The 19,555-nt window shown below is 53.8% G+C and carries 17 protein-coding genes and 1 other RNA gene; 6 read left to right on the top strand and 12 right to left on the bottom strand.

From position 1 onward, the window contains the following. Positions 1–2: 2 nt before the first annotated feature. Positions 3–1,415 carry a pyruvate kinase PykF gene (gene pykF / locus ACMYSL_RS12210; RefSeq protein WP_112213429.1) on the top strand — a complete coding sequence of 471 codons (1,413 nt, stop codon included), beginning with the start codon at positions 3–5 and terminating at the stop codon, positions 1,413–1,415. Between the two features lie 312 nt (positions 1,416–1,727). Next, entirely contained in the window at positions 1,728–1,964 is a 237-nt protein-coding gene (gene lpp / locus ACMYSL_RS12205; protein ID WP_003029373.1) for a murein lipoprotein Lpp, read from the top strand. A gap of 66 nt (positions 1,965–2,030) precedes the next feature. On the opposite strand, the gene ldtE is transcribed toward lpp, so the two are convergent. The 8 genes from ldtE to sufA form a co-directional block, all read right to left on the bottom strand. After that, a complete protein-coding gene (ldtE, locus tag ACMYSL_RS12200) occupies positions 2,031–3,014 on the bottom strand; it encodes a L,D-transpeptidase LdtE (protein WP_182239370.1) in 984 nt (327 codons plus the stop codon). Between the two features lie 291 nt (positions 3,015–3,305). Next, entirely contained in the window at positions 3,306–4,466 is a 1,161-nt protein-coding gene (locus tag ACMYSL_RS12195) for an RNA-guided endonuclease TnpB family protein (RefSeq protein ID WP_434663072.1), read from the bottom strand. A gap of 81 nt (positions 4,467–4,547) precedes the next feature. Beyond that, positions 4,548–5,003 carry a cysteine desulfuration protein SufE gene (gene sufE, locus ACMYSL_RS12190; RefSeq protein WP_434663069.1) on the bottom strand — a complete coding sequence of 152 codons (456 nt, stop codon included), beginning with the start codon at positions 5,001–5,003 and terminating at the stop codon, positions 4,548–4,550. An 11-nt stretch (positions 5,004–5,014) separates the two neighbouring features. After that, positions 5,015–6,235 carry a cysteine desulfurase SufS gene (gene sufS / locus ACMYSL_RS12185; protein ID WP_434663067.1) on the bottom strand — a complete coding sequence of 407 codons (1,221 nt, stop codon included), beginning with the start codon at positions 6,233–6,235 and terminating at the stop codon, positions 5,015–5,017. Continuing rightward, positions 6,232–7,506 carry a Fe-S cluster assembly protein SufD gene (gene sufD, locus ACMYSL_RS12180; RefSeq protein WP_434663064.1) on the bottom strand — a complete coding sequence of 425 codons (1,275 nt, stop codon included), beginning with the start codon at positions 7,504–7,506 and terminating at the stop codon, positions 6,232–6,234. The genes sufS and sufD overlap by 4 nt, the downstream gene beginning before the upstream one ends. Beyond that, positions 7,481–8,227: a Fe-S cluster assembly ATPase SufC gene (sufC, locus tag ACMYSL_RS12175; protein ID WP_142514038.1), complete on the bottom strand. Its 747-nt coding sequence runs from the start codon at positions 8,225–8,227 to the stop codon at positions 7,481–7,483. Before sufC ends, sufD begins: the two co-directional genes overlap by 26 nt. Positions 8,228–8,243: 16 nt before the next feature. Further along, positions 8,244–9,731, bottom strand: a complete 1,488-nt coding sequence (sufB, locus tag ACMYSL_RS12170; protein WP_304259737.1) for a Fe-S cluster assembly protein SufB — start codon at positions 9,729–9,731, stop codon at positions 8,244–8,246. 2 nt (positions 9,732–9,733) lie between these two features. Next, positions 9,734–10,111 (bottom strand): Fe-S cluster assembly scaffold SufA, encoded by a 378-nt coding sequence (gene sufA / locus ACMYSL_RS12165; protein ID WP_181485908.1) that lies wholly within the window; start codon positions 10,109–10,111, stop codon positions 9,734–9,736. A gap of 777 nt (positions 10,112–10,888) precedes the next feature. Between sufA and ACMYSL_RS12160 the strand changes: the two genes are divergently transcribed. Next, a complete protein-coding gene (locus tag ACMYSL_RS12160; RefSeq protein ID WP_434663060.1) occupies positions 10,889–11,206 on the top strand; it encodes a hypothetical protein in 318 nt (105 codons plus the stop codon). Positions 11,207–11,323: 117 nt separating this feature from the next. Here the strand turns inward: ACMYSL_RS12160 and ACMYSL_RS12155 are convergent, their stop codons facing one another. Continuing rightward, positions 11,324–11,572 carry a GlsB/YeaQ/YmgE family stress response membrane protein gene (locus ACMYSL_RS12155; RefSeq protein WP_110275741.1) on the bottom strand — a complete coding sequence of 83 codons (249 nt, stop codon included), beginning with the start codon at positions 11,570–11,572 and terminating at the stop codon, positions 11,324–11,326. Positions 11,573–11,737: 165 nt separating this feature from the next. On the opposite strand from ACMYSL_RS12155, the gene ACMYSL_RS12150 reads away from it, so the two are divergent. Then, entirely contained in the window at positions 11,738–11,926 is a 189-nt protein-coding gene (locus ACMYSL_RS12150; protein ID WP_181485907.1) for a YegP family protein, read from the top strand. Between the two features lie 33 nt (positions 11,927–11,959). Here the strand turns inward: ACMYSL_RS12150 and menI are convergent, their stop codons facing one another. Further along, the gene (menI, locus tag ACMYSL_RS12145) at positions 11,960–12,370 is read right to left on the bottom strand and encodes a 1,4-dihydroxy-2-naphthoyl-CoA hydrolase (protein ID WP_112213422.1); all 411 of its coding nucleotides are present in this window, start codon (positions 12,368–12,370) and stop codon (positions 11,960–11,962) included. Then, positions 12,367–15,423 carry a D-2-hydroxyglutarate dehydrogenase YdiJ gene (ydiJ, locus tag ACMYSL_RS12140; RefSeq protein WP_434663056.1) on the bottom strand — a complete coding sequence of 1,019 codons (3,057 nt, stop codon included), beginning with the start codon at positions 15,421–15,423 and terminating at the stop codon, positions 12,367–12,369. The genes menI and ydiJ overlap by 4 nt, the downstream gene beginning before the upstream one ends. Positions 15,424–15,626: 203 nt before the next feature. Here ydiJ and ydiK point away from each other — a divergent pair, with 203 nt between their 5' ends. Next, positions 15,627–16,748 carry an AI-2E family transporter YdiK gene (gene ydiK, locus ACMYSL_RS12135; RefSeq protein ID WP_434663054.1) on the top strand — a complete coding sequence of 374 codons (1,122 nt, stop codon included), beginning with the start codon at positions 15,627–15,629 and terminating at the stop codon, positions 16,746–16,748. Between the two features lie 328 nt (positions 16,749–17,076). Continuing rightward, an RNA gene (gene rprA / locus ACMYSL_RS12130) (antisense sRNA RprA) lies at positions 17,077–17,184 on the top strand. Here the strand turns inward: rprA and ACMYSL_RS12125 are convergent. After that, positions 17,184–19,553 (bottom strand): glycoside hydrolase family 3 N-terminal domain-containing protein, encoded by a 2,370-nt coding sequence (locus ACMYSL_RS12125; protein ID WP_434663053.1) that lies wholly within the window; start codon positions 19,551–19,553, stop codon positions 17,184–17,186. The genes rprA and ACMYSL_RS12125 overlap by 1 nt on opposite strands. Positions 19,554–19,555: the final 2 nt, after the last annotated feature.

Raw genomic sequence — 19,555 nt, 5'->3', positions numbered from 1 at the left:
TCATGAAAAAGACCAAAATTGTTTGCACCATCGGTCCGAAAACCGAATCTGAAGAGATGTTAACCAAAATGCTGGACGCGGGCATGAACGTCATGCGTCTGAACTTCTCTCACGGTGACTATGCGGAACACGGTCAGCGCATCCAGAACCTGCGCAATGTGATGAGTAAAACCGGTAAGAAAGCGGCTATCCTGCTGGATACCAAAGGTCCGGAAATTCGTACCATTAAGCTGGAAGGCGGTAACGACGTTTCCCTGAAAGCCGGTCAGACTTTCACCTTCACCACCGATAAATCCGTTGTCGGTAATAACGATATCGTTGCTGTGACCTATGAAGGTTTCACCAGCGACCTGAGCGTTGGCAACACCGTGCTGGTAGACGATGGTCTGATCGGTATGGAAGTCACCGCAATCGAAGGTAACAAAGTTGTCTGTAAAGTACTGAACAACGGCGACCTCGGCGAGAACAAAGGCGTTAACCTGCCGGGCGTTTCCATCGCCCTGCCGGCCCTGGCTGAAAAAGACAAACAAGATCTGATCTTCGGTTGCGAGCAAGGCGTTGACTTTGTTGCTGCTTCCTTTATCCGTAAACGTTCTGACGTCGTTGAAATCCGTGAGCACCTGAAAGCCCACGGCGGCGAGAAGATCCAGATCATCTCCAAGATCGAAAACCAGGAAGGCCTGAACAACTTCGACGAAATTCTCGAAGCGTCTGATGGCATCATGGTTGCACGTGGCGACCTGGGCGTAGAGATCCCGGTAGAAGAAGTTATCTTCGCTCAGAAGATGATGATCGAGAAATGTATCCGCGCGCGTAAAGTGGTTATCACCGCGACTCAGATGCTGGATTCCATGATCAAAAACCCGCGTCCGACCCGTGCAGAAGCAGGCGACGTGGCTAACGCCATCCTGGACGGTACCGATGCAGTGATGCTGTCCGGTGAATCCGCAAAAGGTAAATACCCGCTGGAAGCAGTCACCATCATGGCGACCATCTGCGAACGTACCGACCGCGTGATGACCAGCCGTCTGGAGTTCAACAACGACAACCGTAAGCTGCGCATCACCGAAGCGGTTTGCCGCGGTGCGGTTGAAACAGCTGAAAAACTGGAAGCGCCGCTGATTGTTGTCGCGACCCAGGGCGGTAAATCTGCACGTGCCGTACGTAAATACTTCCCGGATGCGACCATCCTGGCGCTGACCACCAACGAAACGACTGCGCGTCAGCTGGTGCTGACCAAAGGTGTTGTGGCGCAGCTGGTAGAAGATATTTCTTCTACTGATGCTTTCTATATCCAGGGTAAAGAGCTGGCGCTGCAAAGCGGCCTGGCACGCAAAGGTGACGTAGTTGTTATGGTTTCCGGCGCGTTAGTCCCAAGCGGAACCACCAATACCGCTTCTGTGCACGTGCTGTAATAATTTACAGGTTAATTAGTATTTCCTTTAAAAGCGCCTCTTCGGGGCGCTTTTTTTTATTTTAGTACTAGCTACTATTAATAAAAATGCAAATCGGAATTTACTATTTAACCAGAGATTATCTAAGATGAATCCGATGGAAGCGTGCTGTTTTCACACACGTTTTTAAACTAAAGCGACGATTTCGATGCTTCTTTGAGCGAACGATCAAAAATAAGTGCATTCAAGTAAAAAAATATTCTCATCACAAAAAAGTTTGTGTAATACTTGTAACGCTACATGGAGATTAACTCAATCTAGAGGGTATTAATAATGAATCGTACTAAACTGGTACTGGGCGCGGTAATCCTGGGTTCTACTCTGCTGGCTGGTTGCTCCAGCAATGCTAAAATCGATCAGCTGTCTTCTGACGTTCAGACTCTGAACGCTAAAGTTGACCAGCTGAGCAACGACGTGAACGCAATGCGTTCCGACGTTCAGGCTGCTAAAGATGACGCAGCACGCGCTAACCAGCGTCTGGACAACGCAGCTACTAAATACCGTAAGTAATAGTATCTGTGTAATAAAAATGGCGCACATTGTGCGCCATTTTTTTTGCTTTGCTTTTCGCCCCGCCTACTGCGTTCTTTTCGCTTCATCCACCGGCGCATTTTGTACCGACAACGTTGAGGTCGCGTTCTCACTACCTGATACCGCCACCGGATACCCTGCTCGTCTGGTCAGCGCGCGCTTAAGTAACGCCTCATCTACCGCTTTATCGCCAGCAAACTGATGAAATTCCGCAGGGTGCGTATAGGCCATCGTCTGCGTATTGCTACCTTCATCAGATGTTAACGGACGATGAACTTCAACATAGCGTTTGCCGTCAGGCTCTACGGCGAACTTCACTGGCTGATTGATAATGCGCACCGGCGTGCCGCTTTTCACCTGACTGAATAAAGACTGAATATCCGCGGCATTCATTCGCATACATCCTGAGCTGACGCGTAACCCCACGCTGTCCGGCGCATTAGTGCCATGAATAAGATACTCGCCGTTACCGTACGCCAGACGCAGCGCATAGCGTCCTAACGGGTTATACGGCCCTGCAGGCACTACCGGCGGCAACTTAATTCCTTTCTCCAGCGAGCGGGCTCGTATGCCCGCCGTCGGCGTCCAGGTCGGATTAGGGATTTTCTGTCCAATACGGGTAGTCATCTCCGGCGTTTCCAGCCCCTGTTGGCCAATTCCCAGCGGATAAACCTGCACCTGATTCACGCCCGGCGGGAAGTAGTAAAGGCGCAGTTCAGCCAGGTTGACGACAATCCCCTCTCGCGGTACGTCAGGCAGCAGCATTTGCGAGGGAATCAGCACCTGAGTGCCCGGCTTAGGCTGCACCGGCGCGATAGTATCGTTCGCTTCAAGGATCAGCATCGCCGCCGTGTCAAAACGACGGGCTATCGCCTGTAGATTGCGGTCGTCCTCCTGCACTGTCCAGGACTGGTTTTCACCAATCAGGCGGCTATTGGCTGGGGGAAGTGGGTAATCAACGGCCCAGGCAGCGTGTGACGCGCTGAGGGCGCTCAGAAGGGCTATGGTAATGAGGGACGCGCGTTTCATACTGAGATTCCTTCTTTCGCTGATAAAACACCAGGCCTGTATACTGACGAGAAGCGAACTCCCGTCGCGCATAACAGAATAAAATGAGACTGATGACAAACCCGTTTTAAACACAGTGCTCGCATTTTTGCCGGGTGGCGGCTAGCCGCCTTAACCGGTCTACAAAACCCATAATATCATCAGGCTATGAGTTTTCCGTAGGCCCGTGCAAGCGAAGCGCCACGGATATGAATCTACCTGTTTTATTCTAGGTGACTACTCCACGCCGTAAACGGCGAGGCTTCCCACTTCTCAGGCTGCCACTGGCATAACGCCAGACTGACACAAGCCTCGATGGGCTTTGACGACAAGTCCTGCCGCCATTAATTCTGTGATGCCCTTGTGCTGGATGTTGATCGCCGCGTTGATATCGCGGTCATGGTGAATATTACAGCCAGGGCAAGTCCATTCGCGTACTTTCAGCGGCATTTCCGCCATCTTATGTCCGCAACAATGGCACGTTTTCGAGCTGGCGAACCACTGATCCAGTCTGACCAGGTGAACCCCTGCCGACTCCGCTTTGTAGGCGAGTTTTGCCACAAACCCGGACCAGGCCACATCTCCGATATGACGGGCAAGGCGACGATTTTTCATCATGTTTGCCGACTTCAGTGTTTCCACAATCACCGCTTGGTTTTCGTCGATAATTCGTCTGGAAAGTTTGTGCTGGAAATCCGCGCGGGCACTGGCTACCCGCTCATGCTGCGCGGCAAGGCGTAAGCGCGCCTTACGGCGGTTTGCGCTCCCCAATTTCTTACGGGACAGCGCCTTACTGTCGCGGCGTAAACGGCGGTATACGTTGACCAGATGGCGAGGGTTAGCCACTTTTCCGCCATCATTGCCAATCAAATAGTGCGACAGCCCCAAATCATAGCCCACCACGGTGGTGATATAAGTCGGCTTTACTGCCGCTTCCTGCCCATCGTCAGCGAGTATTGAGGCGTAGTATTTGCCCGCCGCGTTGCGGGTGATGGTGATGCTGGAAACCTTACCAACAATCTCACGGTGAACCTTCGCCCGGACCGGTGAGATTTTCGGCAACTGGATAGCGTCAGTGAGGACCTTTCCGTTGGGATGGTAGCTGGATTGTCTGCCGTGCTTGCGTTTGAAAGTGGGGAATTTAGCCCGCTTCTGAAAGAAATTAGCAAATGCCCTGTCCAGATTGATCACCGCTTGCTGTAGCGCCAGGGAGTCGTAATCTTTGAGCCAGTTATAGCGGCGGGATTTTTTCGCCACCGCCAGCAACGGCTTTATATCGCGTGTTGGTTTGAGAGAAATACCGTGACGCTGGTACATGTGGCGGCTGATATGCAGGGCTTTATTGTACGCGAACCGAACCGCGCCGAACTGCGCATTTAAGAATGCAGCCTGTTCGTCGGTCGGGTAAATGCGTACTTTAGTCGCTCGCTTCATCTCAATACCGTCAGAAAATTAGTGGTTATTTATACAGTATTTTTGTGGGTGAATTTTGATGTAAAACAACGTTAGCGCCCCTTATATCCCCGCCCGCATTGGACGAGGGTTTACGGGACATTTGCTAAGAATTGCCGCTTTCGCGCTAATTGCGCGGATCATGGCTTCCAGTCCTTGCGACCGGGATGGAGTGAGGTGCTGCGTCAGGGCCATTTTTTCGAACCACGGACGCACGTCAAAAGCGGTGATATCTTTGGCGGTCATCTGATCATAAAGAATAAACACCACTGCGATAAGCCCTTTCACGATCGCCGCGTCGCTGTCGCCACGCAGGGTAATCGCGCCGGTCTCATCCTGCGCCATCACGATCCACACCTGGCTTTGACAGCCCTGAATGATGTTCTGCGCGATGTGCTCTTCCGGGCTCATTGGTGCCAGGCGCTGGCCCAGTTCAATAATGTAGAGATACTTCTCTTCCCAGTTTGCGCAACGGTTAAAGTTGCGCAGCAGTTTGTCTTTGTCCGGTAAAGCCGCCATGGTTGCTTCCTTTAGCTCAATAATTTGTGGACTCGCTGCAGCCCAGCCACCAGCCTGTCCACTTCTTCCGTAGTATTGTACATCGCCAGCGACGCACGACACATGGCCGGAACACCGTAGAACGCCATTAACGGCATCGCGCAGTGATGACCGGTCCGCACCGCAATCCCATAGTTATCGAGGAAACTGCCGACGTCGTAGGCGTGATGCTTACCGAGATTAAAGGCAATCACCCCCAGACGGTTTTCCGGGCCGTAAAGGGTTAAATCCGGCACGCTCTTCAGCGCCTGTAGCGCATAGCGCATCAAGGTTTGTTCATATTCAGCGATATGCTCCAACCCGAGCGCGCTAACATAATCCAGCGCCGCGCCAAGGCCGATAATACCGCCGGTATTCGGCGTTCCCGCCTCGAAGCGCCATGGCGCTTTTGCCCAGGTGGTGCCTTCCGTCAGGCTCACGGTGGCAATCATCGACCCGCCGCCTTCCCACGGCGGCATCTCCTGCAATATTTCCTGCTTAACATAGAGCACGCCTGTTCCGGTTGGACCGTACAGCTTGTGCGCGGAAAAGGCGTAAAAATCACAATCCAAGGCCTGCATATCTACCGGATGATGCATCACCGCCTGTGCGCCATCGACCAGCACTTTAGCCCCATGCTGATGAGCCAAAGCAATCAGAGCCGAAATGGGGTTTTCGGTGCCCAGCACATTCGAAACCTGGGTGATAGCCAGCAGGCGGGTCCGTTCGTCAAACAGACCTGGGATCGCGTCCAGTTGCAGAGTACCGTCCTGATTGAGCGGGATCACCCGCAGCTGCGCCCCGACTCTGGCGCACAGCATCTGCCACGGCACAATGTTGGCGTGATGCTCCATTGCGCTGACGATAATATTGTCGCCAGCGCCGACGTTGGCACTCCCCCAGCTGTTCGCCACCAGATTAATCGCCTCGGTGGTACCGCGAACAAACACCAGCTCTTCCGCTGAGCGGGCGTTCAGGAAAGTTGCCGCTTGCTGGCGAACCTGTTCCATTCGCGCCGTCGCTTCCGCGCTGAGCGTATGAATACCGCGATGCACCGCCGCATAGCCGTGGCGGTAAAACTCTGCTTCAGCATTAATCACCGCTTCCGGCTTCTGCGCGCTGGCGGCGCTATCGAGATAGGCCAGCGGTTGGCCGTTAACCTCACGATTGAGCAGCGGGAAATCCGCACGCACCCGTTCCACTGAAAATGTCATGCCATACCTCCCGGCAAACGCTGGCCAATACGCGCCAGGATCTGTTGCCTGAGCGCCTCATCGCCGATAGCTTCCGTTAGCTCTGCGGCAAAGGCGTAAAGAATCATCTGCTGCGCCGCCTGCTGGGTGATACCGCGCGAGCGCAGGTAAAACAGCTGCTCATCGTCTATGCGGCCGATGGTCGCGCCGTGGCTACATTTAACGTCATCGGCGTAAATCTCCAGCTGCGGTTTGGTGTCCACTTCGGACAAACGCCCCAGTAGCAGGTTGTTGTTGGTCATTTGGCCATCGGTTTTAATGGCATGCTGTGCCACGTTGATCAGGCCATTAAACACCGCGCGACCTTTGTCGTTGACGATGGTTTTATGCAACTGGCGGCTGTTGCAATATCCCACCTTGTGGTCAAGCCAGGTGCGGCTGTCACACACTTCGTTGTTGACCGGCATCACCAGTGAGTTAATGCGCAGGTTGCTGTTTTCACCGTTCAGCTGCGTGCTGGTGTGGTGTCGCAGCACCGAAGCGCCTAGCAGAAAGCTGCTGCTGAAAGCCGAGGCATCGCGCCCGAGCGCCAGGTCGTTATGCGCAAAGTGGTAGCTCTGTGCGTTCTCAAAGGCCAGCTTGATGTGCTGGAGATGAGCGTTATCTGCCACCGACATAGTCATCCTCGCGCCGGTAAAGTGGCGTTCGTCGTTCAGGCTCAGGTAGTGTTCGATGATCGTCGCTTGCGCGCCGCTCTCCAGCTCCAGATGATGCCGATAGTGAGCGGTGTTCATCTCATCGTTCGCCAGTCCGTGAGTCAGATGCATGATTACCAGCGGCTTTTGCGGGCGCTGGTTACGCTTGACGCGGATGTGAGTGACGGTTGACGCCAGGCTTTCGGTGAGGTGCAGAAACACCTCTGGCTGCACGGCATCGGGTAGCGCCTGGCGCTGGTTATCCACGCTGACATCGTAGCCACTGGCGGCCAGATCATCGCTTAAGCTTGCGCTAAACTGGCCGTCGACAAACACCAGACGCCAGACATCGATGGGCAGTGCCAGAGTATCCCGTTGCGCAGGAGTCAGCGCCTCCGGCTGAGCCGTCACAAAGGTCTGGTTGAGCAATGCGTCCAGCGGCGTATATTTCCAGTTTTCATGCGTACGCGACGGCAAGCCCAGACGCAGCAGTTGCTGCAGGTGCTGGTGCGCCTGCGGGCTGCGCTGCTCGCTCTGCGCTTCAAACAGATGATGCCACTGTTGCAGCGCGTTACTGCTGTTCGGTAAGCCAGCCATAGCCCTGCTCCTCCAGTTGTTTGACCAGAGTAAAATCGCCGGATTTCACAATCCGTCCCTGGTACAGCACGTGGACGTAATCAGGCTTGATGTAGTCGAGAATACGCTGATAGTGGGTGACGATAATAAATGAACGTTTGCCGTCGCGCAGAGAGTTGACGCCGTCAGAGACTATCTTCAGGGCGTCGATGTCCAACCCGGAATCCGACTCATCCAGAATGCACAGTTCAGGTTCCAGCACCGCCATCTGCAGGATATCGTTGCGCTTTTTCTCGCCGCCGGAGAAGCCGACGTTGACCGAGCGGGTCAGCAGATCTTCCGGCATCTTCAGCAGCTTAATTTTCTCTTCCATCAGATCCTGGAAGTCAAAACGGTCGAGCTGCTCCTGGCCGCGGTAGCTGCGCACAGCGTTAAGCGCGGTTTGCAGGAAAAACTGATTGCTGACGCCAGGGATCTCTACCGGGTACTGGAAGGCCATAAAGATGCCTTCACCCGCGCGATCTTCAGGGGCTAGTTCCAGCAGATCTTTGCCTTTAAACTCCACGCTGCCGCCGGTGACTTCATAGTCTTCACGCCCGGCGAGCGTTGCCGAGAGCGTACTTTTGCCGGAACCATTTGGCCCCATAATCGCATGCACTTCGCCAGGGCGAACGTCCAGATTCAGTCCGCGCAGGATCTCTTTATCTTCAACGGCGACCTGCAAATTTTTAATACTTAACATCTTATTTCCTTTGTTATCAGCCGACGCTGTGTTCAAGACTAATCGCCAGCAATTTCTGCGCTTCAACGGCAAATTCCAGCGGTAGCTCTGAGAAGACGTCCTTACAGAAACCATTGACGATCATTGAAATCGCATCGTCTTCGCTGATCCCGCGCTGTAGACAGTAGAACAGCTGGTCTTCACCAATACGCGACGTGGTGGCTTCATGCTCTAACTGAGCGCTGTTGTTGCGACACTCCACATACGGGAAGGTATGCGCCCCGCTATCCGGGCCAATCAGCATGGAGTCGCATTGGGTAAAGTTGCGCGCGTTGGTCGCCGTCGGCATGATTTTCACCAGGCCGCGATAACTATTCTGACTATGACCGGCGGAAATCCCCTTCGAGATAATCGTCGAACGCGTGTTTTTGCCGATATGGATCATTTTGGTGCCGGTATCCGCTTGCTGGTGACCGCTGGTCAGCGCCACCGAGAAGAATTCACCGATGGAGTTGTCACCGCGCAGAATGCAGCTTGGGTACTTCCAGGTGATCGCCGAGCCGGTTTCCGACTGGGTCCAGGACATTTTGCTGTTTTCGCCTTCGCACAGGGCACGCTTGGTGACGAAGTTAAGGATCCCGCCAGTGTTGTTGTCGCCGGGGAACCAGTTTTGCACCGTGGAGTACTTCACCTCGGCGTCTTTATGAATGATGACTTCGACCACCGCCGCGTGCAGTTGGTAGCTATCGCGTACCGGCGCCGAGCAGCCTTCAATATAGCTGACGTAGCTACCTTCATCGGCCACCAGAATCGTGCGTTCGAACTGGCCGGTTTTCTCGGCGTTAATGCGGAAGTAGGTCGAGAGCTCCATCGGGCAGCGCACGCCTTTCGGCACGTAGATAAAGGTGCCATCGGATGCGACCGCCGCGTTAAGGGCGGCAAAGAAGTTGTCATTGCCGGGCACCACGGTACCGAGATATTTTTTCACCAGCTCCGGGTGATCGTGGATAGCCTCGCCGAAGGAACAGAAAATAATCCCCTGCTCCGCCAGCTTTTCGCGGTAGGTGGTCGCCACCGAGACTGAGTCAAAAATGGCATCGACGGCCACTTCTCGCCCTTCGCGTACCGGTACGCCGAGCAGGTTAAACGCCTCTTCCACTTCACTGGTCAGAAACGCGCTGGAGCCTGTTTGCTGTGTGGCTCCAGGCTCGGAGGCGCAGGTATCATCGCAGTTGCCGCAGGAGGGCGCTGAGTAATAGCTGTAATCCTGATAGTTCAGCTTGTCGTAGTGCGCTTTCAGCCAATGCGGTTCTTCCATCTCCTGCCAGGCTTTAAACGCATTAAGACGAAACTCCAGCATCCATTCTGGCTCATTGCGGCGTGCAGAAATCGCCCGAACCACCTCTTCATTTATGCCTTTTGCCAGCTCATCAGTTTGTAGCTGGGTGAAAAAGCCTTCTTTATAGTTGAGTGGCCCGCCGCTCCAGGTTTTGACATCGTCAGTTGCTTCAGTATTACGAGACATAGTTACTCCGCCTGAACGCCAAAACTTTCACCACAGCCACATTCGTGCTGGGCTTTTGGATTATGAAATTTAAAGATCTGATTTAAGCCTTCGCGAACGTAATCGAGCTCGGTACCATCGATAAACGGCATGGCCTGCAGCGGCGCCCACAGCTTTGCACCGTCAAGCTCAAACAGCAGGTCGTCTTTCGCCGGTTCGGCGATAAGTTCGAGAACGTAACCAAAACCAGCGCAACCGCTGGTTTTTACGCCTAAACGCAGCCCCTGCATTTCGGGCTGCTTACGGACCAGATCGCGAATATGAGCAGCGGCAGCTGGGGTCATCACCAGCCCGCGCCAGCTAAAATCGTCGGGATTAAATGTTCCTGCATGTGATTCCATCGCTCTACCTCATAGGTTGACGCCATCAGGGCATATCGCTATGTTAGTGATAATGATTATCACTTCAACCCATCTGGAGAAGGGGTATTCCTTCATCAGGCTCTTTTTTTGTACTTTTTATAAGCATAGACCCTGTTCCCCGCGTTTTCAGCCCATCATTTTTTGTTTTAATAGATTGAAAAATAATAAGTTATTTATTAACAGGCGGAGTGCTGAGGCGCAATGGAAAAGATGTATCGAAAATACCGATTTTTGAAATAGAAAAAGAGTCGTTCTGCTGATTACCCCGATGAGTCAAATCAGCTGCTTAGCCCCCAGTTCTCGACTCGCAGTGAGTGAGCGAAAAACGAACAATTCTCATACTAGTTCAAAGCAAATACATTCATGCAATAGATTCTATTCATTTTCATTATAAGTACTCCTGTTTCACAGAAATAAAGATTTATTTGCCAAAAGCTAGCTCGTGTAAAATGAGCTGCTAAATTTTCTTCATCTTTAAACGCAATGTCACAATGCTGACTTATCAGGAACGTATGTAGTACTGAATTATGGATATAGAAACAGATGTAATGTCGATGTGTATGGTCGTATTGTTAATTATAAGCGTTTTGCTCGATTAACCTCTTCCCCCCTATAAATCCGTGAGCCTCGCCGTCATCGGCAAGGCCTTCACATTCGTTAAGAAATAAGGAGATTCATAGGATTCGCCCGCCGTGGGATTGTTTGCCAAAAGCGTAGCCTCTATGCTTTTATCCACAAACTCACGAGGTGATAAAAATGAAAAAAGCAATCATTGCACTTTTCGCAATTGTTTCGATTACAGCCGCCAGCGCTTTTGCAGCAGATAAAGCAGAGGCTCCCGTACCGACAGCCAATAATGCAGGCCATCCGCCGTTTGAACTCACTCAGGGCCACGGTCCGATGCCGTTTCCCCCTTTACCGCCGCAAAAGCCGGTATTATTCTCCGCAACAGTAGCAACCGATAACCCGGTTGAAACCATTAATAAACTCACACCGCTTATTCCTGCCAGCAAAGCTAAACATTATGAAGTTCGCGTGGAAGTCGTGCCTGTACCTGATATTCCGGGCCTGTAAGCCCATAGCTCCGCCATGGATTTATCAGCCAGTCAGGTGATTTAAAACGATTAAAAAAGGCTGCCGACAATGGCGGCAGCCTCTTCATTTTATGACTCAGTTCGTGCGGCGGAATAATTAGCTCTTAATCTTCCTGTAGATAAACAGTACAACCAGCGCACCGATTACCGCCACGATAAAGCTACCAAAATTAAACCCGTCCACCTTGCCAAAACCGAAGAAGGTGCTGATCCAGCCACCGACTACAGCACCGATGACACCGAGAATTACGGTAACGATAAAACCGCCGCCGTCTTTCCCCGGCATAATCCACTTGGCTAAAATACCGGCAATAAGCCCAAAAATAATCCAGGAAATGATACCCATAGCTAACTCCGTCCTCTTTGTTACCTTGCAAATCTTTGGTATCTAAAATATTAGCATATATATTACGAAGTTTTTATGATTTTATATTTATCATGTGAATGCTTGTCATATGAGAGATGATGGTCTACAGATTATGGCGTGGGTAACTCATATAAGGAGTGAAGAATGGGCTATTACGTCATTAAAAAATCGGAAAAGAACGTCTCTCAACCCTGGTATTTTGTGCTAAAGGCGGACAATCACGAAACGATCGCCTCCAGTGAAATGTACTCATCTAAGGAGGCTGCGAAAAAGGGGATTGCTTCAGTGCAGAAGAATGGCGCAAGTGAAATCATTAAAGACGAGACGCAGTAAAGTTCAGGGGGGAAATGCTCCCCCCTGATTACCTTATATCACTGCCGTGGTGAGCCGCGAAGAGCAGCAAAGACGCCCCTGCTCATCAGAGATTTCGATTTGCCAGACCTGATGGCGAGAGCCAACGTGCAGTGCCCGGCACACGCCGCGAACTCTGCCGCTGCGCACCGAACGAATATGGTTGGCATTGACCTCCAGCCCCACCACTTTCTGCTCTCCTTCGCTACACAAATAGCCGGCCACCGAGCCTAACGTTTCGGCTAATACCACCGACGCGCCGCCGTGCAGTAGCCCAAATGGCTGATGGGTGCGACCGTCTACCGGCATCGTCGCCTCGAGCGAGTCATCGGTAATTGCTTCAAACTGAATATCCAGCAGGCCGACCATATTGCCGTCACCCATCGCGTTCAGCTGTTCCAGCGTGCTTTGACGTTTCCAAATCATCCAATAATCTCCAGTAACGCCTGCAGCGGGTGACGGACACCGCTACCTTCAATACGCTTCACCTGGCTACGGCACGAATAGCCGGTAACCAGACAGCGGTTACGCGGTAGACGCTGCATTGCCTGCTGCCAGGAAAGCGCGTAGATAGCCAGCGAGTTGGCGTGATTCTTCACTTCATGACCGTAAGTCCCGGCCATGCCGCAGCAGCCGACATTAACGTTTTCCAGCTTCGCACCGAAGCGCGCAAAAATATCTGCCCACTGTTTGGTCGACGCAGGAAGCGCCGTCACCTCGGTACAGTGGCCAAACAGATACCACGACTCGCCGCCCTGATCCTGCACGGCAGTCGCCGACAGCGCCTGCGGCAGCCACTCATGCACCAGCATCACGCGAAAATCACCGCGTTTATCGCCCAGCACCTGGTTGTATTCATCGCGATAGCAGAGCACCAGCGCCGGATCGACACCGACCATTGGCATGCCTAGCTGAGCCACGCGGTTGAGGAAATCAGCAGTTTTCTGCGCGGTGCGCGCAAAGCGCGTCAGGAAACCTTTAATATGCTGCGCCTTGCCGTTTGGCGAGAACGGCAACAGTACCGGCTGATAACCGACCTTTTCGACCAGACGGACAAAATCGGCCACCACCTGCGCATCGTAATAACTGGTAAACGGATCCTGGACCACCAGCACCATCTTCGCTTTCTGCTCGGCGCTCAGTCTTTCCAACTGTTCCAGCGTCGTATTTACCGAGCGATGGCCAACCATCTGCTGTTTCAGCGAGGGCGTCGAGAGCAGCGGTAAATCCACCATGCCGATATGCTTTTCCGACAGCTTGCGTATCCACGGCTGGTTAATAAAGAAGTTGAAGGTCTTCGGCGCATGCGCCATCAGCGGCGCATAGGATTCAACGGTTGCCACCAGATGATCGCGAACCGGGCGCAGGTAACGGCTGTGATAGAGCTGCAGGAAGCGTGAACGGAACTCCGGGACGTCGATTTTTATCGGGCACTGGGTCGAGCAGGCTTTACAGGCCAGACAGCCGGACATTGCCTCTTTAACCTCATGCGAGAAATCGTACTCTCCTTTGCGCGCATGCCAGCTGTTGCGGGTGCGTTCGACCAGGGTTCGCAGGCTGGCACGTTTTTCCGGCAGATCGTTTTCCAGTTGGTTAGGATCGATACCGCGATCCGCCAGCAGACGTAGCCACTCGCGCACCAGCGTCGCCCGACCTTTCGGCGAATGGATACGGTGGTTGCTGACCTTCATCGAAGGACACATCGGGCTTTTGGCATCGAAGTTGAAGCACAGGCCGTTGCCGTTGCACTCCATCGCACTGCGCCACGAGCTGCGCACCGCGACAGGGATCTGCCTGTCGAAAGTACCGCGCTTAACCGCATCCACTTTCATCATCGGCGCATCAACGCCCTCCGGTGGGCAGATTTTCCCGGGATTAAGGCGGTTGTCCGGGTCAAACGCGGCTTTAATCTTGCGCAATTCGCTAAACAGCTCTTCACCAAAGAATGCCGGACTGTACTCGGCGCGGAACCCCTTGCCGTGTTCCCCCCACAGCAGGCCGCCGTACCTGGCGGTTAACGCCACCACCTCGTCAGAGATGCGCTTCATCAGCATCTCTTGCTGCGGGTCGCACATATCCAGCGCCGGGCGCACGTGCAGCACGCCAGCATCGACATGGCCAAACATGCCGTAGCTCAGGCCATGACCGTCAAGCAGCGCGCGGAATTCAACAATATAGTCCGCCAGATGTTCCGGCGGCACGCAGGTATCTTCAGCGAAAGGTATCGGTTTAGCCGCCCCTTTGGCGTTCCCCAGCAGCCCGACCGCTTTTTTACGCATCGCATAGATGCGCTCCACGCCGTCGAGTTCATTACAAACCTGCCAGCCAATGACGCCCGCTTCGTTGCGCGAAATCAGCTTATCCAGACGCTGACACAACGTCGTCACCTGGCGGTCAATCATCTCGGCGTCATCACCGGCAAATTCGACGATATTCAATCCCAGCATCTCTTTATCCGGGACATCGGTGATCAGTTCGCTGACCGAGTGCCAGACAATATCTTCCCGCGCCAGATTGAGCACTTTCGAGTCGACGGTTTCCACCGATAGCGCCTTCGCCTCAACCATAAACGGCGCGTTGCGCAGCGCTGAGTTAAACGAATCGTATTTAATATTAACCAGACGGCGCACTTTCGGCAGACGGGTGATATCCAGCCGCGCCTCTGTGATAAACGCCAGCGTCCCTTCTGAACCCGTCAGAATGCGGGTTAGATCGAATTCGCTCATCTCGTCATTAAAGACGTGGCGCAAATCGTAGCCCGTCAGGAATCGGTTAAGTTTGGGGAATTTATCGATAACCAGCTGCCGCTGCGCTTTACAGCGCTGATAAACCGTACGGTAAATACGCCCGATTGCCGACTGTTCAGCGCTCAGGGTTTCCGCCAGCGCCACGGGAATCTGCTGGGTATCAAGAATATCACCGCCGATCAGCACCGAACGCACGCCGAGAACGTGATCGGAGGTTTTGCCATAGACCAGCGAGCCCTGCCCGGAGGCATCGGTATTGATCATCCCGCCAAGCGTGGCGCGGTTGCTGGTCGACAGCTCCGGCGCAAAAAAGTAGCCGTAGGGTTTAAGATATTGATTAAGTTGGTCTTTAATAACCCCGGCTTCCACTCGCACCCAACCCTCTTCAGGATTGATTTCAATAATGCGGTTCATGTAGCGGGACATATCGACGATGATGCCCGCGTTTAGCGCCTGACCGTTAGTGCCGGTGCCGCCGCCGCGTGGCGTAAAGATCAGCGTTTTAAAACGCTCTTCCGCCGCCACTCTTGCCAGCAGCGCAACGTCTGCCGTGGAACGGGGGAATAAAATCGCATCCGGCAACAGTTGATATACACTGTTATCAGTCGCCATGGTTAGCCTGTCGGCATAACTTGTGGCGGTATCACCGGTAAAACCTTGTTGCTCCAGTACCTGCAAAAAATTCAGCACCAGTTGAACGACACCTGGCGCTTGAGAAATTTGTGGGATCATGACGCTCGACCCTGCCTGACTATGTTGTGTTGTAAGTGATTAAACGTTTGCGTTGTGCACTCAACTTTTTATCACATTTTTTTCATATGCGCCCGCCAGAATTAAGCGCAAAATCAGGCGCGCGAACTTATTGATATTATTATCAGTATATGGAATTACGCTGCGTCAGCCTTTTGACGCGACTGCAAAGGTAAAATTTCACTATGATTAACCCCAATCAGCCCCGGGACATACCGCAAGTTCTGCTGTCGGTGCTGTTTTTGTCCCTGATTATTATTTCCTGCCTGTGGGTTGTGCAGCCATTTATCCTGTCATTTGCCTGGGCCGGCACTGTGGTTATCGCCACCTGGCCAGTACTTTTGCGCCTGCAGCGCCTGCTTTTTGGCAAACGCTCTCTGGCCGTGCTGGTCATGACGCTGCTGCTCTTTTTACTGTTCGTTATCCCTATCGCGCTGCTGGTCAACAGCCTGGTAGATAACAGCGCGCCGCTTATTAAAGTGGTCACCAGCGGCAACTTTACCCCGCCCGATCTGGCGTGGCTGAACAGTATTCCTCTGATTGGCGATAAGCTGTATACCGGCTGGCATAATTTGCTGGAGATGGGGGGAACGGCAATTATGACCAAAATTCGCCCCTACCTTGGCACCACTACCACCTGGTTTGTCGGCCAGGCGGCACATATCGGCAAGCTGTTGGTTTATTGCGGCCTGATGCTGCTGTTTAGCGCCCTGTTGTACTGGCGCGGCGAACAGGTAGCCTATGGATTCCGCCACTTTGCTACTCGTCTGGCGGCAAAACGCGGCGATGCGGCAGTGATACTCGCAGGTCAGGCGATTCGCGCCGTGGCGCTGGGAGTAGTGGTGACCGCGCTGGTTCAGGCGGTACTGGGCGGTATTGGTCTTGCCATCAGCGGCGTGCCCTACGCCGCGCTGCTCACCGTGGTGATGATTTTTACTTGTCTGGTACAACTGGGGCCGTTACTGGTTCTTGTGCCGTCAATTATCTGGCTGTACTGGACCGGGGATACCACCTGGGGCACCGTACTGCTGGTATGGAGCTGCGTGGTGGGCACGATGGATAACTTTATCCGCCCAATGCTGATTCGGATGGGCGCAGACCTGCCGATGATTCTCATCCTGTCCGGCGTTATCGGTGGTCTGGTGGCGTTTGGTATGATTGGCCTGTTTATTGGCCCGGTGCTGCTGGCCGTCTCCTGGCGTCTGTACGATGCATGGGTCAACGAAGCGCCACCGCCGCCGAAAGATCCTGACCTGGTGCTGGAAGAACTCAGCGAGCTGAATACGCGAGCCCCTCTGGATAAATAGAGCGAAAAGGCGGGGAAACTCGCCTTTAAGACTGATGACAAACCTGGTTTAGATATTGTGCTCGTATTCTTGCCGGACGGCGGCTGACGCCTTGTCCGGCCTACAAAACCCATAATATCAACAAAATTACGCATTTTTCACAGGCCCGGTAAGGCGCTAGCCGTCACCGGGCAATGCCGCTTAAACTTAAATAAAACTGATACATCGCACACAGCAATCCCCTTCCCTCAAGCCATTTGACACATTTACTTCGCAGATTCTTTACCTCAATTTAACTATTGAGAGGAATCTGATCGACGCAAAAAATCTCTGTGCCTACTATTAGCTCACGGTTATGAATCAACACATTGATTTATAAGCATGGAAATCCCCTGAGTGAAACAACGAATTGCTGTGTGTAGTCTTTGCCCATCTCCCACGATGGGCATTTTTTTGTCAGCTCACTTCGCAACGGCTCATCATGCGCCAGTCCCGTGGTAGCTCGCGAACCTCACCATTCACCGTTACGGTTGCCGTCCCGCGAATGTCTGCGGAGGATGCGCCAATCTGCAGTTCAAACTCTCCCGGCTCGACAATTCGCTGACCGTCACGACGGGTGAAGTTGAGCATATCTACCGGCAAATAGAAGCTCAGCGTTGCCGTTTCGCCAGGATCGAGCGTCACACGCTGGAAGGCTTTTAGCTCCTGGAGCGGGCGCACCATCGAGGCGACATTATCGCGAACGTAGAGCTGAACCACCTCGCTACCGCGGCGTTCTCCGCTGTTGCGCACGGCAACCTGCACGGCGATTTCCCCCTCCACGTTAACCTCCTGCGCCAGCAAATGTGGTTCGGCGTAATCGAACGTCGTCCAGCTTTGCCCGTAGCCGAACGGGTAACGTGAGCCAAAGTGAAACGCAAACGGCGTACCGCCGCTTTTCAGCTTATGGTTGTAGTAATAGGGCATCGCACCGGCGCTTTTCGGTACGCTGACCACCAGGCGTCCCTGCGGTTCGGCGCGACCAGTTAACACATCGGCAATCGCCCAGCCACCTTCCTGACCCGGTGCCCATGCCATAAGCAAACCAGCGATGCTGTCCTCCAGCCCCTGTAGGTTATAAGGTCGCCCGCCGGTCATCACCACAATAACGGGTTTACCGGTGCCGACCAGCGCTTCAAGGAGTTGCTGCTGAACGCCCGGCAGATTCAGGCTGTCGGTATCGGAACCTTCACCCACTGTGCCGCTCTGGAACAGACCCGCCAGGTCACCCACGCAGGCCACGACGACATCACTTTCCCGGGCGGCGCTTACCGCATCTGGGATCAGGCTGACGTCCAGCGAGACCGGTGATTGCTGCATCGGTTTGCCGCCGCTATCGCCAGGGAATACCGGCGCACCGGCCATCCGCTGTTCAATAATATGGCAGCCCTTAGCGTAGCTGACCTGCTCCTCGCCAAGATACTGCCGCAAAGCAGCTAGCGGCGTAGTCACCTGCGAGACCTCATCCACCATATCGCTGATAATCAAGTGCACCGGGAAGCTGTAACCGCTCAGTAGCGCCAGAGGATCGTCGGCGGTGGGACCTACCACCGCCACCTTCGGCTTACCCGACAATGGTATCGCGCCCCGGTTTTCCAGTAGCGTCAGCGAGCGTGTCGCAACATCGCGCGCCGCCTGACGGGCGCTTGCCGATTGCAGCACAATACCCATCACGTCGGTATAGGGGTGTTCAAATAACCCAAGGCGGAATTTCTCGGTCAGAGTGCGGGCGACAATCTCATCAATTTTCGCCATAGTCATTAACCCGCGCTCCAGCGCCTCGCGCAGGTGACGTGCGCAATCATCTTTCGGCAATTCCACATCAAGACCGGCATTGAATGCCAGCGCTGCGGATTCCGCTGCATCGTGTGAGATACCGTGATGCTGATGCAGCAGACTGACGCCGCCGTAGTCGGCAACGATAATGCCGTCAAAGCCCCACTGCTCGCGCAGAACGGTGGTCAGCAGGAAGCTATCGCTGTGGCCCGGCTGGTTATCGATATCATGATAGGCTGGCATCACCGAACCGGCATTGGCCAGCTTCACCGCCATCTCGAACGGCAGCAGGAAGGTATCGTTAAGTTCGCAAAAACCAAGGTGTACCGGAGCATGGTTGCGTGCGCCCTCGCTAAACGAGTGCCCGACGTAATGCTTGAGCGTCGCCAGCAGATCGCGTTTTTCACTTTGTAAGCCATTGACGTAGGCGCAGGCCATGACCCCAACCAGCCACGGATCTTCGCCAAAGGTCTCTTCGGTCCGTCCCCAGCGCACATCGCGAGAGACGTCCAGCACCGGAGCCAGCCCCTGTTTACAGCCGGTCGAACGGGCTTCAGCGCCAATTTCCCGCGCCGCGCGCTCGACTAACTCAGGGTCCCAGGTTGAACCGTAGTTTAACGATGAGGGGAACAGCGTCGCATCTTTGCACAGCAGCCCAACCAGACACTCTTCATGAAACAGCGCCGGAATACCCAGCCGGGTCTCTTCAATCAGCATTTTTTGCAGGCGATTCGCCGCCCGCACGCCGCTCTGCGCATCCACAATATGTGTCCCCAAGGGACGAGTGATTTGCCCGACGCCAAGTTTCAGCCTTTCCGCCAATGAAGTCTGCTCACTGACGCCAGCGAATTCATCGCTCATATCGCTGCGCTCACGGTGATCGCCATTTTCCGCCAACACCAGCCAGTACGCGTGCATCTGGGCAAATTTTTCTTCGGTCGTCATTCGCGACAATAAATCCGCAACGCGTTCCGCGATAGGGCGATGAGCATCCTTATAAATCACAGTCATGT

This window comes from Klebsiella sp. MISC125 (assembly GCF_051131775.1).
Taxonomy (GTDB): Bacteria; Pseudomonadota; Gammaproteobacteria; order Enterobacterales; family Enterobacteriaceae; genus Klebsiella.
Note: the sequence above shows the minus strand (reverse complement) of the source record. Positions and strands in the feature narration are given on the sequence as shown.

Coding starts and splice junctions, on each gene's coding strand:
- pykF (WP_112213429.1), top strand. CDS start 3: ATGAAAAAGACCAAAATTGTTTGCACCATCGGTCCGAAAACCGAATCT.
- lpp (WP_003029373.1), top strand. CDS start 1,728: ATGAATCGTACTAAACTGGTACTGGGCGCGGTAATCCTGGGTTCTACT.
- ldtE (WP_182239370.1), bottom strand. CDS start 3,014: ATGAAACGCGCGTCCCTCATTACCATAGCCCTTCTGAGCGCCCTCAGC.
- ACMYSL_RS12195 (WP_434663072.1), bottom strand. CDS start 4,466: ATGAAGCGAGCGACTAAAGTACGCATTTACCCGACCGACGAACAGGCT.
- sufE (WP_434663069.1), bottom strand. CDS start 5,003: ATGGCGGCTTTACCGGACAAAGACAAACTGCTGCGCAACTTTAACCGT.
- sufS (WP_434663067.1), bottom strand. CDS start 6,235: ATGACATTTTCAGTGGAACGGGTGCGTGCGGATTTCCCGCTGCTCAAT.
- sufD (WP_434663064.1), bottom strand. CDS start 7,506: ATGGCTGGCTTACCGAACAGCAGTAACGCGCTGCAACAGTGGCATCAT.
- sufC (WP_142514038.1), bottom strand. CDS start 8,227: ATGTTAAGTATTAAAAATTTGCAGGTCGCCGTTGAAGATAAAGAGATC.
- sufB (WP_304259737.1), bottom strand. CDS start 9,731: ATGTCTCGTAATACTGAAGCAACTGACGATGTCAAAACCTGGAGCGGC.
- sufA (WP_181485908.1), bottom strand. CDS start 10,111: ATGGAATCACATGCAGGAACATTTAATCCCGACGATTTTAGCTGGCGC.
- ACMYSL_RS12160 (WP_434663060.1), top strand. CDS start 10,889: ATGAAAAAAGCAATCATTGCACTTTTCGCAATTGTTTCGATTACAGCC.
- ACMYSL_RS12155 (WP_110275741.1), bottom strand. CDS start 11,572: ATGGGTATCATTTCCTGGATTATTTTTGGGCTTATTGCCGGTATTTTA.
- ACMYSL_RS12150 (WP_181485907.1), top strand. CDS start 11,738: ATGGGCTATTACGTCATTAAAAAATCGGAAAAGAACGTCTCTCAACCC.
- menI (WP_112213422.1), bottom strand. CDS start 12,370: ATGATTTGGAAACGTCAAAGCACGCTGGAACAGCTGAACGCGATGGGT.
- ydiJ (WP_434663056.1), bottom strand. CDS start 15,423: ATGATCCCACAAATTTCTCAAGCGCCAGGTGTCGTTCAACTGGTGCTG.
- ydiK (WP_434663054.1), top strand. CDS start 15,627: ATGATTAACCCCAATCAGCCCCGGGACATACCGCAAGTTCTGCTGTCG.
- ACMYSL_RS12125 (WP_434663053.1), bottom strand. CDS start 19,553: ATGACTGTGATTTATAAGGATGCTCATCGCCCTATCGCGGAACGCGTT.